We start from the raw sequence: 15,488 nt of genomic DNA on the forward strand, positions 1-15,488 counted from the left end.
GGGGACCTCCAGTCGTAGTAGCAGTAGTGATAAGTGACATCAGCGGAGCTGTCGTGCTCTTCTTCATTTGTGGCCGCCGCCGCTCGAGTAGCCGCCGTAGGAGCCGCCGTAGCCACGCGACCCGCCGGACGACCCTCCGCTGCAGGTGCTCAGGATGACCAGCAGCACGATGATGAAGATCACGATGAGGATGATGGTGCCGCAACCCAGCCCCGATGCGGCGCTGACCGGCAGCGCATCGCCGCGCACGAACATGTCCTTCTTGTCGTCGAGCTTGAAGGCGGCGGACACCAGGCCGCTGTCGAGCTTGCTGCCCGAGGACCAGGTCAGTTCGTTGGCCGAGCGCTCCATCGAGAGCAGCGCGCTGCCGTTCGCGAAGTCGCGGTTGAAGGTCTTCTGGCCGCGCTCCACCTGCCAGTAGAACTCGCCCGCCACGTAGGTGGTTTCGGCGTTGTAGGCGTATTGCTGCGTGTAGCGCTTGCCCAGGTAGCTGGCGCTGCTGCCGTTCTCGGCCATCACCGGCGCGCCGGTGGTCGGCTTGACCATGCTCCAGCCGTCCTCGGCATCGACCAGGAAGCTGAAGCCGCGCTTCTTGTTGTACAGCAGGTATTCGTTCCAGCCGAAGTGCTCGTCGTCGCCGGGCTCCACGCCCATGCGGTGCTGAAAACCCACCACCTGCCATTGCGCGCCCTGCAGCTGGCCCATGCTGCCGATGGCGATGAGCGGTCGAACGGGTTCGTTCTGCTCCGCGTGCTTCAGCTCGCCGCCGATGCCCTGCGACAGGTCGATGATGCTGTTGCACGAGCCGCAAGTGATGCTCTTGCTGTCGGACAGGTTGACCGTGACCGGCGCGCCGCAGTTGGGGCAGTTGAAGGCGCGGCCTTTTTCGTCCTTGGCGGATTCGTCGCGCAGTCCCGTGAGCTGCAGGTCCTCGAGCTGCACCGAGCGGCCCAGGTAGGCACCGGGCGGCTCGGTGCCGTAGTCGATGCTGAGCACCAGCCCCTTGTCGCTGCGCAGCTCGACCATCGGGAACGGGCGGCCCAGCTCGGGCAGGTGCGGCAGTTCGCCCTGCGCGGACAGCAGCGCCACCTGTTCGTTCGACGAAACGGTGTAGCCCTGGCCGTTGAATGCGCTGGTGGCACCCACGCGCAGGTCCGTGGGCGGCGGCGCGGTGCGCTGCAGCTCGAAGGGCAGCGCGAAGACGTAGGCGCCGTTGTCCTCGCTCAGGATGCCGGTGCGGTCGCCATCGAGCGCGGCGATCCACTCGGTCCAGCGCCCGCCGGGGTTGCTGTATTGCAGCCGGCCGACGATGGTGAACGGCTGGTTCTGGATGCGGCCCGCGGCAAACAGCTGCAGCGGGCTGAAATCGTCGAACAGCTCCGCCATCTTGCCGATGCGCGCGAGCGTCTCGCCCTGGCGCACGACGGTGCTCTGGCAGTAGGGGCAAACGGCGAAGGCCGACTGCGCGGACCTGAATTCGACCGGTGCGCCGCAGCCAGGGCAGGGCGCACGGTAGGCGCGCTGGGCGCCTGCTTGCTCAGCCATTGCCGGTGCTTAGACCAGCTTCTTGAGCAGTTCCGCCTTCTTGGCGTCGAACTCTTCCTGCGTGAGGATGCCCTTGGTCTTGAGCTCGCCGAGCTTCTCGAGCGTGGTCATCACGTCGGCCGGGCTCACCACGGCCACGGCCGGCTGCTGCTGGGTCGCCGCGGCCTGCGCTGCCGCGCTCGGGCTCAGGCCCTGCGCGAGGTTCTGCGCCAGCACCTGGCCCAGCGCGACGCCGGCGCCCAGGCCCATGGCATCGCCCGCGATGCCGCTGCCGCCGCCCGCGCCTTCGGCAAACTTGGGAATGGCCTGCGCAGTCTGGTACTGCATGAACTTGCCCATGTCGTTGCCGACCATGCCCATGCCGATCTTCTGGTCGAGGATCTTCTGCAGCTCTTCGGGCAGCGAGACGTTCTGGACCGTGATGTTCTCGAGCTTGATGCCGATCTTCTCGAACTCGGGCACCAGCTGCGCGGCCAATGCCTGGGCGAACTGGATCTGGTTGGCGGCAAGGTCGAGGAACGGCACGCCGCTGGACGCGATGGCGTTGCTGATGTTCTGCAGCACCAGCCCGCGCAGCTGGCCGTCGAGGTCGGCCACGCCGTAGATGTCGCGCGTGCCCGAGATCTCGGTGTGGAACAGCTTGGCATCGCCGATGCGGAAGCTGTAGTTGCCGAAGGCGCGCAGGCGCACGGCGCCGAAGTCCTTGTCGCGGATGGTGATGGGCTGCGGCGTGCCCCACTTCTGGTCGACCTGCTGGCGCGTGCTGAAGAAGTAGACGTCGCTCTTGAACGGGGACTCGAACAGCTTGTCCCAGTTCTTCAGGTACGTGAGCACGGGCAGCGTCTGCGTCGTGAGCTTGTACATGCCGGGGCCGAACACGTCGGCCACCTGGCCTTCGTTGACGAACACCGCCACCTGCGACTCGCGCACGGTGAGCGAGGCGCCGTTCTGGATTTCCATTTCCGCCATCGGGAAGCGCCAGGCCAGCGTGCCGTCGCCAGTCTCGGTCCACTGGATGATGTCGATGAACTGTTTCTTGATGAAATCCATCAGGGCCATGGCCGCTCCTCGTCGATTTTTTTCCGGACTGTGCATATTGCCACATCGTCTTGACGGGTCTTCGTGCTTTTGGCATGGCCGATCTCCGCCATGCGGCCTATGGCGTCATGGGCCGAGGTCTACAATCGGCGCCCCCAGAAGAAGCGCCACCAGGAGCAACGGCCCATGTCCGATTCGACGATCTCATCGACCCCCACGCCCGAAGACAAGCGCGCCGAATTGCGGCGCGCCGCCCTCGAGTACCACGAGCTTCCGGTGCCGGGCAAGATTGCCATTGCCGCCACCAAGCAGATGGTCAACCAGCGCGACCTGTCGCTGGCCTATTCGCCCGGCGTGGCCGCGCCCTGCGAGGAAATCGTCAAGGACCCGGCCAACGCCTTCAAGTACACGGCGCGCGGCAACCTGGTGGCGGTGATCACCAACGGCACCGCCGTGCTGGGCCTGGGCGACATCGGCGCGCTGGCTTCCAAGCCGGTGATGGAAGGCAAGGGCGTGCTGTTCAAGAAGTTCGCCGGCGTCGACGTGTTCGACATCGAGATCGACGAGAAAGACCCGGCCAAGCTGGTCGAGATCATCGCCTCGCTGGAGCCCACCTTCGGCGCCATCAACCTGGAGGACATCAAGGCCCCCGACTGCTTCTACGTCGAGCGCGAGCTGCGCAAGCGCATGAAGATTCCCGTGTTCCACGACGACCAGCACGGCACGGCCATCACCGTGGCGGCGGCCATGCTCAACGGCCTCAAGGTGGCTGGCAAGGACATCAGCGAGGTCAAGCTGGTCACCTCGGGCGCAGGCGCCGCGGCGCTGGCCTGCCTGAACCTGCTGCTCAAGGTGGGCCTGAAGCGCGAGAACGTGTTCGTGACCGACCTGGCCGGCGTGGTCTACGAAGGCCGCGAAGAGCTCATGGACGACGACAAGCGCCAGTACATGCAGAAAACCACGGCCCGCACGCTGGCCGAGGTGATCGAGGGCGCCGACGTGTTCCTGGGCCTGTCGGCCGGCGGCGTGCTCAAGCCCGCCATGGTGGCCCGCATGGCGCCGCGCCCGGTGATCTTCGCGCTGGCCAACCCGAACCCGGAAATCTCGCCCGAGGACGCCCACGCCGTGCGCCCCGACGTGATCATGGCCACCGGCCGCACCGACTACCCGAACCAGGTCAACAACGTCCTGTGCTTCCCGTACATCTTCCGCGGCGCGCTCGATTCGGGCGCCACCACGATCACCGACGAGATGGAAATTGCCGCGGTGCGTGCCATTGCCGATCTCGCCCAGGCCGAGCAGAGCGAGCGCGTTGCTGCCGCCTACGTTGGCGAAAAGCTGACTTTCGGGCCTGAATACCTGATTCCGAAGCCCTTCGATCCGCGTCTCATGATGAAGATCGCGCCGGCAGTGGCCAAGGCCGCCGAGGAAAGCGGCGTGGCTTCGCGCCCGATCAAGGACATGGACGCCTACCGCGACCGCCTGCAGAGCTTCGTCTACGCCTCGGGCACCACGATGAAGCCGATCTTCGACGCCGCCAAGCGCGCGCAGAAGAAGCGCGTGGCGTACTGCGAGGGCGAGGAAGAGCGCGTGCTGCGCGCCGCCCAGATCGTGGTCGACGAGGGCATTGCGCGCCCCACGCTGATCGGCCGCCCGGCCATCATCGCGCAGCGCATCGAGAAGTTCGGCCTGCGCCTGAAGGAAGAGCTCGACTACGACATCGTCAACGTCGAGCAGGACCACCGCTACCGCGACTTCTGGCAGACCTACCACCGCATGACGGAACGCAAGGGCCAGACGGTGCAGACCGCCAAGATCGAGATGCGCCGCCGCCTGACGCTGATCGGCGCCATGCTGCTGCACAAGGACGAGGTCGACGGCATGATCTGCGGCACCTGGGGCACCACGCTGATCCACCTGCACTACATCGACCAGGTGATCGGCAAGCGCCCCGGCGGCTGCGAAAGCACGCCGCAGGACGTGCCGGTGTACGCCTGCATGAACGGCCTGCTGCTGCCCGACCGCCAGGTGTTCCTGGTCGACACCCACGTCAACTACGACCCCTCGCCCGAGGAATTGGCCGAGATCACGACCATGGCGGCCGAGGAAATGATGCGTTTCGGCCTCAAGCCCAAGGCCGCGCTGCTGTCGCATTCCAACTTCGGCACCAGCAACGAGCCCAGCGCCATCAAGATGCGCAAGACGCTCGACCTGCTGCGCGTGCAGGCGCCCTGGCTCGAGGTGGACGGCGAAATGCACGGCGACGTGGCGCTCGACAGCAAGCAGCGCGCAGTCGTGATGCCGCACAGCGCGCTGGCGGGCGACGCCAACCTGCTGGTTTTTCCGAACATCGACGCAGCCAATATTTCCTACAACCTGCTCAAGACCGCGGCCGGCGGCAACATCGCGATCGGCCCGGTGCTGCTCGGCGCCGCCAAACCTGTGCATATTCTCACGGCCAGCGCAACAGTTCGGCGCATCGTGAACATGACAGCTTTGACAGTCGCCGACGCAAACGCAGAGCGATAAGCCATTTGGCGAGAGTGGCCGCCAACTTAAAGCGCCACTCGATCCCCTTGCGACTGCTCAAACTTTGGGCAGTCGCTTGCTATTTTCGCCAGCGTGGTGCACACTCGCGGGCTTGAATTTGCGGGTTAACCCCAGGGTTGGCTGCCAATTCGGAACCCCGCTCTTTTCTTGTGGTGCCCCATGGCGGCTTACGCCTCGATCACGTCCTCTGTCACTAAGTTTGCGCTCACCGGCTTGATGCTGGCGGCGTTGGCGACGGGGGCCGAGGCCCGCGGATGGTTCGGCACCGGAAAGCCCGCCCAGGAATCGATCGCACTGTCCGACTTGCCGGTTCAGGGCCAGCGAACCTACGAAGCCATCCTGAGTGGCGGCCCCTTCCGATACGAAAAGGACGGCACGGTATTTGGCAACCGCGAGCGTCTTTTGCCGCCCGCGCGGCGCGGTCACTACCGCGAGTACACGGTGGCAACGCCCGGCTCGCGCGATCGCGGTGCACGGCGCATTGTCTGCGGCGGAGAACAGCGCACCACACCCGAGGCCTGCTGGTACACGGCAGACCACTACGCGAGTTTCAGACGGATTGCACCATGAGCGATGACAAAGACTTGAGCGGGGCCCCGAAGCGCCCCGAAGAAATGATGATGACTATGGAAAGACCAGCGGAGATGACTTTATCCCTTCGTGCCGTACGCCCGAACATCGTGCAGTCGATTCGTGCGTTCCGCGTGAACGACCTGCAGGAAGCCGCCAATGCCGCGGGCCAGCATTTCCTGTACGCCAATCTGGGGAATGCCCAGACCAAGCAGGACGTTCTGGACCTGATCGCCCAGCAGTTCACCTTTCCGGCGCATTTCGGCAAGAATTTCGACGCGCTGTACGACTGCATGACCGACCCGTTGCATAAATCGGGCCCGCAGCCCGGCTTCGTGATCGTGCTCGAGCAGATCCCGGCCAACGCCAAGTTCGACAAGGAAGCGCGCGAGCAGCTGCTCGACATCTTCCGCGACGCCTCCGACTACTGGGGCGACCGAAAAGTCCCGTTCCGCTGCTTCTATTCTTTTCTGTAGCCCGTTCTGCACACACCAGCCAAGCAGAACGGGCGAACGAGGCTCAGCCGAACGGCGCAGCACTCGATGGCATCGAAATCAACGGCAACACCGCCAATGCGGCAGCCGGCACGGAACCCGAAGGCGAGAAGATGCCGACCGACAAACTGGTCGACGTCTCGCCGCTCGCATTGCGCATGAGCAGCCCCTTCAACGCGGGCTACTGGCTCGCGGCGGCCTGAACGAGCCCACCCCCGAAGCGGCTCACTTCGTGTAGCCGCCTCCCCCTCGAGGGGGCAACACCTGCGGCCCGGCAAAGCCGGTTCCGCGGTGTTCACGAATCAAATCCAAAAGCCCGCCTTTGCCAAGGCGGGCTTTTTCATGGGCGCGGAGGGACGGCCTGGGCCAGGGCGACGTATTCGGCCACGGGCACTTCCTCGGCCCGGCGCTGGGCATCGAACTGGCCCTCGAAGCCGTGTTCGTCGAGCCATTTGCCCAGCGTGTGCCGCATGATCTTGCGGCGCTGGCTGAAGGCGACCTGCACGATCTCGCCCAGGCGGGCGGCATCGACGGCCGGCGGCTCGGCCAGCGGCACCATGCGCACCACGGCACTGTCGACGCGCGGCGGCGGATCGAAACTCTCGGGCGGCACGAACAGCACGTTTTCCATCCTGTAGCGCCACTGCAGCATCACGCTCAGGCGGCTGTAGTCGGACGTGGCGGGCCGCGCGACCATGCGGTCGATCACTTCCTTCTGCAGCATGAAGTGCTGGTCGGCAATCAGGTGCGCGAAGCCCAGCAGATGGAACAGGATGGGCGTCGAGATGTTGTAGGGCAGGTTGCCGACCACGCGCAGCGGCGCCGCGAACCTGGCGGCCAACTCGGCGAAATCGACCTTGAGCACGTCGGACTCGATGACATCGAGCTGCGGATGCTCGCGCAGCCGCTTGGCCAGGTCGCGGTCGAGCTCGATGACGGTCAGACGCCCGAGCCGCTCGACCAGCGGCTGGGTGAGCGCCGCCAGGCCCGGACCGATCTCGACCATCGCGTCGCCAGGCTGCGGCGCGATCTCCTGCACGATCGCATCGATGATGCCGCCGTCGGACAGGAAGTGCTGCCCGAACCGCTTCCTGGCGATGTGTGCCATCAGGACTGGGGCGCCTCGCGGTATTCGACGTAGGCGCGCGCGCGCACTTCCTGCACCCATGTGCTGAAGGCTTCCTCGACCCGCTGCTCGCGCAGCACGGCCCGCGCGGCTTCGCGCTGCTCGGCCTGGGTGAGCTTGGACTCGCGCCGGCCGACCACCTGGATCAGGTGCACGCCGAAGCGCGACACCACGGGATCGCTGATCTGGCCGGGCGCCAGGCGGTCCATGGCTTCCTCGAACTCGGGCACGAACTGACCCGGGCGCGACCAGCCCAGGTCGCCGCCTTCCTTGGCGCTGGCGTCCTGCGAGTTGTCGCGCGCCAGGCCGGCGAAGTCGGCGTTGCCGGCCTGCAGGCGGCGCTTGAATTCCGCGAGCTGCGCAACGGCCTGCGCGGTGGTGCGCCTCGGGTCGTTGAGCAGCAGGATGTGGCGCACCTGAGTCTGGGTCACGGTGGCGTCGGCGGCGCCGATCTGGGCCTTGGCCAGCACCTTGAGCACGTGGAAGCCCGCACCCGAGCGGATCGGGCCGGCAATGCCGTTGACCGGCGTCGACTGCGTGGCTTCGACGAACAGCGACGGATAGCGGTCGGCGCTGCGCATGCCGACGGCGCCGCCATTGGCGCGGTCCGGCGAATCGGAGTTTTCCTGCACCAGCTTGGCGAAGTCTTCGCCCGAGCGGGCGCGCTGTGCGAGGCCCTGGGCCCGCTGCTGCAAGGTGGCGACCTGCGCCTCGGTGGCGTTCTCGGGCACGGCGACCAGGAGGTGCGCGAGGTTGATGTTCTGCAGTGCCGCGTCCTTGGTGGGGGCGTTGCGCTGGTCGCGCAGGTATTCGTCGGCCTCGGAGTCGCTGATCTTGACCTTGGACTCGACCTCGCGGTCGCGCAGGCGCGTGAGCAGCAGCTGGTCGCGCAGGTCGTTGCGGAATTCACGCAGCGAGAGGCCCTCGGCCACCACGCGGCGGCGCAGTTCCTCGACGCTGACCTGGTTCTGGCGCGCCACGGTCTGCTCGGCCTGGTCGATGGCAACGTCGTCCACCTTGATGCCGTTTTCCTTGGCCAGCTGGAGCTGTGCGCGCTCCGAGATCAGGCGTTCGAGCACGAGGCGCGTGAGTTCGGCGCGCGGCACGCGCTCGGCTTCGGCATTTTCCCGCATCAGGCGCGTGACGCGCGACTGCACCTCGGTGTTGGTGATGGGCTCGGAATTGACCAGTGCAACGATGTATTCGGCCGCGCGCTGCACCGGAGCAGCGGTGGAAGGCGCGGTGCGCGGCACCGGCGGCGCCAGGCGGGGGCCGGCGCGCATGATGTCGGTGATGCCACTGCCGCCACCGGGACGCAGGCCCTGCGCGCCCGAGGTTGCGGCCAGCGCCGCGAGGCAGCCCAGGGTCAGGATGGAACGGATGTGTTTCATGGCGTTGCTCAATCGTCTCAGTCGTAATTGGTGAAGCGGCTCGGCCCTTCGGTGGGCTGGCGAAGGGGCTGGTAGCGCTGGATGTTGGTCCGCAAGGTCTGCATCGGGCTCGAGCCGATGCTGGAGAACCCGACGAATTCGAGCTGGAACATGATGCGCGTGTTGGCCGTCACCGTGCCGGTCGTGATGCGCTGCAGCACCACGCGCCCGATCCAGCAGCAGCCGTCGTACTCGAAGCCGAGCACGCCGTCCGTGAGTTTCTTGTCCTGCAGGCTGTAGTTGAGCCGGCCGACCGCGTACCACCGCCCGCCGCCCTGGCCCTTGCCCGGGCCGAGGTCCTTGCCCTTGTCGCCCCACAGGTCGTTGAGAGGCCACTGCCAGCCCACGTCGAAGGACTTGTTGCCGTCGGTGGCGAGGGGAGTGGTGGGCGCCTGGTAGCGGAAGGCCGCGCTCAGGTTGCGGTACGGACCCGGGTTGTAGCGCGCGGTGATGGCCGAGCGCTCCGACTTGCGCGTGTCGGGGTTGTACTGGACGACCGTGTCCAGGCTCCACTTGGGCGTCCAGTTGATCTGGGCACCCAGCAGCAGGTCGCTCGCACGGTCGGTCACCGGCGTGCCGCCCGGCAGCGTGACCCTCTGGTCGCTGAAGCGCAGCCGCTGCGCAACGCCGAAGCGCGCCGCCTCGACGCCGGTGTCGGGGTCGATCAGGCGCGAGGTCACGCCGAGCGTGAGCGTGTTGGTGTCGGAAATGCGGTCGTTGCCCGAGAAGGCGTTCTCGGTGTAGATGGTCGCAAAGCTGAAGTCGTTGGCCGCCGAATCGTAGTTCGGCAGCATGCTCTGGTTGCGGAACGGCGTGTAGACGTAGTAGGCGCGCGGCTCCAGCGTCTGGCGGAAGGCGCGGCCGAAGTAGTTCGCGTCGCGCTCGAAGATCAGGCCGCTGTCGAGGCTGAAGGTCGGCACCGTCCGGTTGCTCGAAGTCGGGAAGAAATACAGCGCGTTCGGGTTGTAGGGCACGCCGTTGACGTACTGGGTCCCGTTGACGGTGAGCCTGGGAACGTCGGACTGCGGCAGGTAGTAGTTGTACGAAGCCGTGTTCAGCTGCAGCTTCGGGATGACGAAGGAACTCGGCGTGATGAACGGCCGGCTGATCGTGGCAATGGCCAGGGCGCGGTCGCCGTCGGGCTGCGACTGCTGGTTGACGTCGAAGCCCGGCTGGCCGGCCAGGATGGTGTTGACGCGGAAGCGCGTGTAGTCGAGGTTCAGCGAAACATCGAAGCCGTGCCAGTCGTACTTGTTGTAGTTGGCCGTGATCTGCGGCATCCGGTCATAGGACGGCACGATCGGCGACAGGCTGTATTGCAGGGTCTGATAGCGCAGCGCGCGGATGCCGCCGTTCCAGTCGCCCTTGCTCCAGTTGAGCGAGGCGTCGTTCGACAGCTGGCGCTGCGCCAGCGTGGGCGTGCGCGTGAAGTCGCGCCAGTAGTCGTTGTCGCTGACCCGGTTGATGTTGATGCTGGCCGAGAGCGAATCGAGCCCGAGCGCCTTGGCGTTGAAGTCCTGGTGGTGATTGGCCCAGATGCCCCAGCGCTTGCTGCTGGGCGGCGCCCCGAAGCTCAGGGCCGAGGCCTGGATTTCCCCGTTGGCAAGCTGCTGCAGCTGCGCGGCGCGCGTTTCGTTGTAGCGCTGGCCCACCAGGCGGTCGCTGCCCATCAGGTCCAGCCGGATGCTGCCGCTGTATTCCTTCTCGAGGTAGCGGAATTCCGAACCCAGGTTGAGGCCGCGCTTGCTCATCAGCGTGGGCGTGAAGGTGGCGTCGCGGTTGGGCGCGATGTTCCAGTAGTACGGCTGCGAAATCTCGATGCCGTTGGTGTTGTCGATGCCGATCGTGGGCGGCAGCAGGCCGCTCTTGCGCTCGTTCGACAGCGGAAAGCTCACGCTCGGCAGCGGCGGCGTGCTGATGCCCATGAAGCTCAGCCGCGCGTCGGTGGCTACGCCGACGTTTTCCTCGGTGTCGGTGGTCAGCGTGGCTGCGGACAGCAGCCAGGCCGGCATCCAGCCCGGGTAGTCCTCGCGGCGGCAGGTGGTGTAGGTGGCGGTGCGGGCCACCGACACGTTGCTGTCGACGAAATCGATGCGCTGCGCCTCGCCATGCCCGCCGGTGGCAAGGAAGGAGTAGCGCACGTTGTTGAAGAAGCCCTCGAAGGTCTCGAGCTTGAGTTCGAGCTCGGGGCCTTCGTACACATTGCCGGCCTGGTTGACGCGCACGTTGCCGCGCGCCCTGGCGCGGTCGTCGGGCTGGTAGTACTCGAGCCGGTCGGCGGTGATGGCGACTTCGCCGCGGCGCAGCGTGGCATGGCCTTCGACCACGGTCTCGAGGTCCTGGCGGCCCGACAGGCGGTCGCCGGTGATGAGGCTGGGCAACTGGCTGCGTTCGGCGGGCGGCAGCGTTTCGGTCAGCTGCGGCGTGCGCTTGAGCGTGAGCGGGCCATCGAGGCCCCCGGCCGGCTGGGCCGAGGCGCCGTGCGCATGCAGCAGCGCCAGCGCCAACAGGGCCAGTGGCAGGGGCGGGCCGGAACGCCGCAAGGCAACGCGCCGCCTCATCAGGCCTCCCGCCGCATCGTTCCGGAGAAGGTCCGCAGTCTTCCCGAGGAGGGCTGCGAGTGCACAGGGTGCCAAGCGTGGGGGCTTTGGGTCGTAGGCATCGGTCAGGAACGAAGGATCGTCGGGAGGACGGCGCGGCAGGCCGGCAGGTTGCAGGAGCCGGCGGCAACTCGGTTCGACCAGGGAGGACCGCAGGAGTTGCCGCGCCAGGCGGATTTGTAGAATCGATTATCCATGACAGCACCCCCGCTCCCGGCCTCCGAGCCCACACCCTCCGCCACCGCCATTCTCTGGGCAGATCCGCAGCGGGCCGCGGCGTTCCAGAACTGGCTGACCGGCATCGGCGCCGCGCACGGCCTGCTGCCCGAAACGGTGCGCCTTGCGTCCGCCGATGCGAGCTTTCGCCGCTACTTCCGCATCGACGCCACGGGGAACGCGGCCAGCCGCATCGTGATGGATGCGCCGCCCGACAAGGAAAACAGCGAGCCCTTCGTGCAGGTCGCCCGCCTGATGGCCGAGGCCGGCGTGACCGCGCCGCAGGTGCTCGAGTGGGACCGGAGCCACGGCTTCCTGCTGCTCGACGACCTCGGCCGCGAGACCATGCTCGACGTGATCGACCCGGCCCGGCCCGACGCCAGCCGCCCGCTCTACGACCAGGCGATCGATGCGCTGATCCGCTGGCAGCTGGCCTCCAGGCCGGGCGTGCTGCCGCCCTACGACCGTGCATTGCTCGAGCGCGAACTGGCGCTTTTTCCCGAGTGGTACATCGGGCGCCACCGCGGCATCGCGGTCGAGGGCCAGCTCAAGGAGCGGCTGGAACGCAGCTTCAGGCTCATCGTCGAGAGCAACCTGGCTTCGCCGAGCGTCTATGTACACCGCGACTTCATGCCGCGCAACCTGATGGTCAATGTGGCCCCCACGCTCGGCACTGGCGTGTCCTCGCTGCCCCCCGAGGGGGCGCTCGCCGCCTTGGGGCGGCCCGGCGGCGGCTCGGCTGCCGATCTGGGCGTGCTCGACTTCCAGGACGCGGTCTACGGTCCGATCACCTACGACATCGCGAGCCTGATGCGCGACGCGTTCCTGAGCTGGGACGAGGAATTCGTGCTCGACATCACCATCCGCTACTGGGAAGCCGCCCGCAAGGCCGGGCTGCCGGTCGATGCCGATTTCGGCGCCTTCTATCGCTCCGTCGAATGGATGGGGCTGCAGCGCCACCTCAAGGTGGCCGGCATCTTCGCCCGCCTCACGCTGCGCGACGGCAAGCCGCGCTACCTGGCGGACACGCCGCGCTTCATCGCCTACATCCGCTCCACTGCCAGCCGCTACATGGAGCTGACGCCGCTGCTGCGCGTGATCGACGAGATCGAAGGCACTTCGGCGCTGACCGGCTTTGCCTACGGCAGGGTCTAGATGCCCCGTTTCCATTGTTCAGTGCCTTTGAGCGCGGGCGCCACACTCGAACTGCCACCCGGCGCGGCGCGCCACGTTCAGGTGCTGCGCATGCAGCCCGGCGACGCGCTCACGCTGTTCGACGGTTCGGGCGGCGAATATGCGGCAACCGTGGAGCGCATGGGACGCAGCGATGTGTCGGTGTCGGTCGGCGCCCATGCACCGGCAGAGCGCGAAGCCATGCGCGCGGTGCACCTGGCCGTCGGCATGCCAGCCAATGAGCGCATGGACTGGCTGGTCGAAAAAGCCACCGAACTGGGCGTCGCGAGCATCCAGCCGCTGGCCACGGCCCACGGCGTGCTGCGCCTTTCGGGCGAGCGCGCCGAGAAGAAGAGGGCGCATTGGGAAGCGATTGCCATTGCCGCCTGCGAGCAATGCGGCCGCAACCGCGTGCCGCGGATCCATCCGGTGCGGCCATTCTCGAGCCCCGCGGCCTGGCTCGGCGCGAATGCCGGCGACGCCCCGCTGCGCCTTGTCCTGAGCCTTGCCGAAGGCACGCGGCGCCTGGCCGATGCCACCGCCTCGGCGCCGGCCGATCGCAGCGTGCTGGTGCTGAGCGGACCCGAGGGCGGCCTGAGCAGCGCCGAGGAGCAGGAAGCGCTGGCATGCGGCTTTGCGCCGGTCACGCTCGGCCCGCGCGTGCTGCGCGCCGAAACCGCGGCGCTTGCCGCACTGGTATTGCTCGCCGGCCCTTGAGCGGCGCTTTCCGCAACGGCCCGCCCACCCCATCCCCATCACAAGAAAAGGATCTCCACGCCATGCCTCGTTCGCCACGCGCCCTCCGGCTCGCCCCCCTCGCGCCCCTTGTTCTGGCCCTGCTCTGCGCCGTACCGGGCGCGCAGGCCCAGAACACCGCGGTGGCTCCCACGCCGGCGCAGGTCGCGCCCGAGGTGGAAAAGACCTTCACGCAGCTGATGGCGGCGCCCGCGATCCAGAAGCTGCTCGACGCGGTCAAGGCCGACCATGAGCGCTCGGTCGAAGACCTGAAGATGCTGACCGAGATCGAAGCGCCCCCGTTCAAGGAAAGCAAGCGCGCCGAAGCCTTCCTTGCGCGCATGAAGGCGCTCGGGCTCGCCGACGCGAAGATCGATGCCGAAGGCAATGTGATCGGGTTGCGCAAGGGCACCGGCAACGGCCCCAAGCTGCTGGTCTCCGCCCATCTGGACACCGTGTTCCCCGCCGGCACCGATGTGAAGGTGAAGGAGCGCGACGGCAAGCTCCACGCGCCCGGCATCGCGGACGATACGCGCGGCCTGTCGGTGCTGCTGTCGTGGCTCAAGGTGCTCAACGACAACAAGATCCAGACCGCGGGCGACCTGCTCTTCGTTGCCAATGTCGGCGAGGAAGAGCTCGGCAACCTGCGCGGCATGAAGGCCATCTTCCGCGACCACCTCGACATCGACGGCATGGTGGGACTGGAGCCTTCGCCGGACGGCAACGTGCTGGTCCTCGGCACGGCGAGCCACCGCTACGAAGTCACGTTCAAGGGCCCGGGCGGCCACAGCTTTGCCGCGTTCGGCCAGGTGCCCAGCGCGATCCACGGCATGGGCCGCGCCATTGCCAAGATCGCGGAAGTCCGCACGCCCAGCTTTCCCAAGACCACCTTCACCGTCGGCACCGTGGGCGGCGGCACCTCGGTGAACACCATCGCGCCCGATGCCCGCATGGCCATCGACATCCGTTCGGACGACATGGCGTCGCTGCTGGAGACCGAAAAGAAGATCCTCGCGGCCATCGACGAAGCGGTGGCCGAGGAGAACAAGCGCTGGAACGTGGCAACGCTGAGCGCCAGCAACAAGCTGATCGGCGACCGGCCGGGCGGGCGCACGCCGTCCGATTCGGTGATCGTGGAAGCGGCCGTCCGCTCGAACACCGCGTTCGGCCACAAGACGCTGCTGCGCGGCGGCAGCACCGACGCCAACGTGCCGATGTCCTACGGCATCCCGGCCATCATCATCGGCGGCGGCGGAAAGTCGACCGGTTTCCATGCCCTGAGCGAATCGATCGACGTGACAGATGCATGGAAAGGCGCGCAGAATTCGCTGGTGACAGTGCTGGGTCTGGTCGGCGTGCAAGGGGTAAGCCCCGCATTGCTGCCGAAACGCGCACCGCGTCCTAGGTAATTTGTCACGCTGCGAGCGGAAAAGTGGACAAGCTTTTTCGCCCGCCGGCCCTTCGCGCTGAGAAAATGCCAGCGGTTCTGTCACACACCAAGGAAACGTCCATGGGAATGCTCGATTCGGTACTCGGCCAGGTTCTCGGGGGCGCCGCCCAACAGCAGCAGCCGCAAGGTGGCGGCATCGGCGGGCTGGGAGACCTGGGAGGCCTCGCTGGCGCGCTGGGCGGCCTGCTGGCCAACAACGGCGGCGCGGGTGGCCTGGGAGGGCTGGTCTCGAAATTCGAGCAGGCCGGCATGGGCGACGTGATCGGCTCCTGGATCGGCAAGGGCGAAAACCAGCCCGTGTCCGGCGGCCAGCTGGAGAACGCGCTGGGCAGCGACACCATCGCCAGCATCGCCTCCAAGCTCGGCATCAACGCGCAAACGCTGCTGCCCATGCTGGCCACCATGCTGCCGGCCCTGATCGACCAGCTTACGCCGCAGGGCAAGGTGCCGGAGCAGGGCCTGGACAACCCGAACGACCTGCTGGGTACGCTCGGCGGCCTGCTGCAGAACAGGCAGCCTTGAGCGAACTGTTTGCTCATCGGAAATTCCGGCGCCCGCGAG

Annotated in this window: 12 protein-coding genes; 7 read left to right on the top strand and 5 right to left on the bottom strand. The window is 67.0% G+C overall.

The window, feature by feature from the left end; translation table 11 throughout:
* Positions 1 to 63: 63 nt before the first annotated feature.
* Together RZE77_RS27510 and RZE77_RS27515 are read right to left on the bottom strand one after the other, a co-directional pair.
* The gene (locus RZE77_RS27510) at positions 64 to 1,545 is read right to left on the bottom strand and encodes a DUF4178 domain-containing protein (protein ID WP_319440109.1); all 1,482 of its coding nucleotides are present in this window, start codon (positions 1,543 to 1,545) and stop codon (positions 64 to 66) included.
* A 9-nt stretch (positions 1,546 to 1,554) separates the two neighbouring features.
* Positions 1,555 to 2,604 carry an SPFH domain-containing protein gene (locus RZE77_RS27515; RefSeq protein ID WP_021013152.1) on the bottom strand — a complete coding sequence of 350 codons (1,050 nt, stop codon included), beginning with the start codon at positions 2,602 to 2,604 and terminating at the stop codon, positions 1,555 to 1,557.
* A 165-nt stretch (positions 2,605 to 2,769) separates the two neighbouring features.
* Here RZE77_RS27515 and RZE77_RS27520 point away from each other — a divergent pair, with 165 nt between their 5' ends.
* From RZE77_RS27520 to RZE77_RS27530, 3 genes are all read left to right on the top strand, one after another.
* Positions 2,770 to 5,112 (top strand): NADP-dependent malic enzyme, encoded by a 2,343-nt coding sequence (locus RZE77_RS27520; protein ID WP_319440110.1) that lies wholly within the window; start codon positions 2,770 to 2,772, stop codon positions 5,110 to 5,112.
* A 180-nt stretch (positions 5,113 to 5,292) separates the two neighbouring features.
* Entirely contained in the window at positions 5,293 to 5,703 is a 411-nt protein-coding gene (locus tag RZE77_RS27525) for a guanyl-specific ribonuclease (RefSeq protein ID WP_319428284.1), read from the top strand.
* 50 nt (positions 5,704 to 5,753) lie between these two features.
* Positions 5,754 to 6,179, top strand: a complete 426-nt coding sequence (locus RZE77_RS27530; protein WP_086012221.1) for a barstar family protein — start codon at positions 5,754 to 5,756, stop codon at positions 6,177 to 6,179.
* A 358-nt stretch (positions 6,180 to 6,537) separates the two neighbouring features.
* Here the strand turns inward: RZE77_RS27530 and rsmA are convergent, their stop codons facing one another.
* From rsmA to RZE77_RS27545, 3 genes are read right to left on the bottom strand one after another with little or no spacing between them, the layout of a single operon-like run.
* Positions 6,538 to 7,305, bottom strand: coding sequence for a 16S rRNA (adenine(1518)-N(6)/adenine(1519)-N(6))-dimethyltransferase RsmA (rsmA, locus tag RZE77_RS27535; protein ID WP_319440111.1), 768 nt, complete (start codon positions 7,303 to 7,305; stop codon positions 6,538 to 6,540).
* Positions 7,305 to 8,714, bottom strand: coding sequence for a peptidylprolyl isomerase (locus RZE77_RS27540; RefSeq protein ID WP_319440112.1), 1,410 nt, complete (start codon positions 8,712 to 8,714; stop codon positions 7,305 to 7,307). Before RZE77_RS27540 ends, rsmA begins: the two co-directional genes overlap by 1 nt.
* A gap of 17 nt (positions 8,715 to 8,731) precedes the next feature.
* Entirely contained in the window at positions 8,732 to 11,314 is a 2,583-nt protein-coding gene (locus RZE77_RS27545; RefSeq protein ID WP_319440113.1) for an LPS-assembly protein LptD, read from the bottom strand.
* Positions 11,315 to 11,548: 234 nt separating this feature from the next.
* On the opposite strand from RZE77_RS27545, the gene RZE77_RS27550 reads away from it, so the two are divergent.
* The 4 genes from RZE77_RS27550 (at position 11,549) to RZE77_RS27565 (ending at position 15,449) form a co-directional block, all read left to right on the top strand.
* Positions 11,549 to 12,724: an aminoglycoside phosphotransferase family protein gene (locus RZE77_RS27550; protein WP_319440114.1), complete on the top strand. Its 1,176-nt coding sequence runs from the start codon at positions 11,549 to 11,551 to the stop codon at positions 12,722 to 12,724.
* Positions 12,725 to 13,459, top strand: coding sequence for a 16S rRNA (uracil(1498)-N(3))-methyltransferase (locus RZE77_RS27555; protein ID WP_319440115.1), 735 nt, complete (start codon positions 12,725 to 12,727; stop codon positions 13,457 to 13,459).
* A gap of 62 nt (positions 13,460 to 13,521) precedes the next feature.
* Entirely contained in the window at positions 13,522 to 14,886 is a 1,365-nt protein-coding gene (locus RZE77_RS27560; protein WP_319440116.1) for a M20/M25/M40 family metallo-hydrolase, read from the top strand.
* A gap of 101 nt (positions 14,887 to 14,987) precedes the next feature.
* Positions 14,988 to 15,449 carry a YidB family protein gene (locus RZE77_RS27565; RefSeq protein ID WP_319428291.1) on the top strand — a complete coding sequence of 154 codons (462 nt, stop codon included), beginning with the start codon at positions 14,988 to 14,990 and terminating at the stop codon, positions 15,447 to 15,449.
* Positions 15,450 to 15,488 lie beyond the last annotated feature (39 nt).

The organism is Variovorax sp. SPNA7, assembly GCF_033807855.1.
Lineage (GTDB): Bacteria > Pseudomonadota > Gammaproteobacteria > Burkholderiales > Burkholderiaceae_C > Variovorax > Variovorax beijingensis.

Coding starts and splice junctions, on each gene's coding strand:
- RZE77_RS27545 (WP_319440113.1), bottom strand. CDS start 11,314: ATGAGGCGGCGCGTTGCCTTGCGGCGTTCCGGCCCGCCCCTGCCACTG.
- RZE77_RS27560 (WP_319440116.1), top strand. CDS start 13,522: ATGCCTCGTTCGCCACGCGCCCTCCGGCTCGCCCCCCTCGCGCCCCTT.
- RZE77_RS27540 (WP_319440112.1), bottom strand. CDS start 8,714: ATGAAACACATCCGTTCCATCCTGACCCTGGGCTGCCTCGCGGCGCTG.
- RZE77_RS27565 (WP_319428291.1), top strand. CDS start 14,988: ATGGGAATGCTCGATTCGGTACTCGGCCAGGTTCTCGGGGGCGCCGCC.
- RZE77_RS27555 (WP_319440115.1), top strand. CDS start 12,725: ATGCCCCGTTTCCATTGTTCAGTGCCTTTGAGCGCGGGCGCCACACTC.
- RZE77_RS27550 (WP_319440114.1), top strand. CDS start 11,549: ATGACAGCACCCCCGCTCCCGGCCTCCGAGCCCACACCCTCCGCCACC.
- RZE77_RS27530 (WP_086012221.1), top strand. CDS start 5,754: ATGACTATGGAAAGACCAGCGGAGATGACTTTATCCCTTCGTGCCGTA.
- RZE77_RS27525 (WP_319428284.1), top strand. CDS start 5,293: ATGGCGGCTTACGCCTCGATCACGTCCTCTGTCACTAAGTTTGCGCTC.
- RZE77_RS27510 (WP_319440109.1), bottom strand. CDS start 1,545: ATGGCTGAGCAAGCAGGCGCCCAGCGCGCCTACCGTGCGCCCTGCCCT.
- RZE77_RS27520 (WP_319440110.1), top strand. CDS start 2,770: ATGTCCGATTCGACGATCTCATCGACCCCCACGCCCGAAGACAAGCGC.
- rsmA (WP_319440111.1), bottom strand. CDS start 7,305: ATGGCACACATCGCCAGGAAGCGGTTCGGGCAGCACTTCCTGTCCGAC.
- RZE77_RS27515 (WP_021013152.1), bottom strand. CDS start 2,604: ATGGCCCTGATGGATTTCATCAAGAAACAGTTCATCGACATCATCCAG.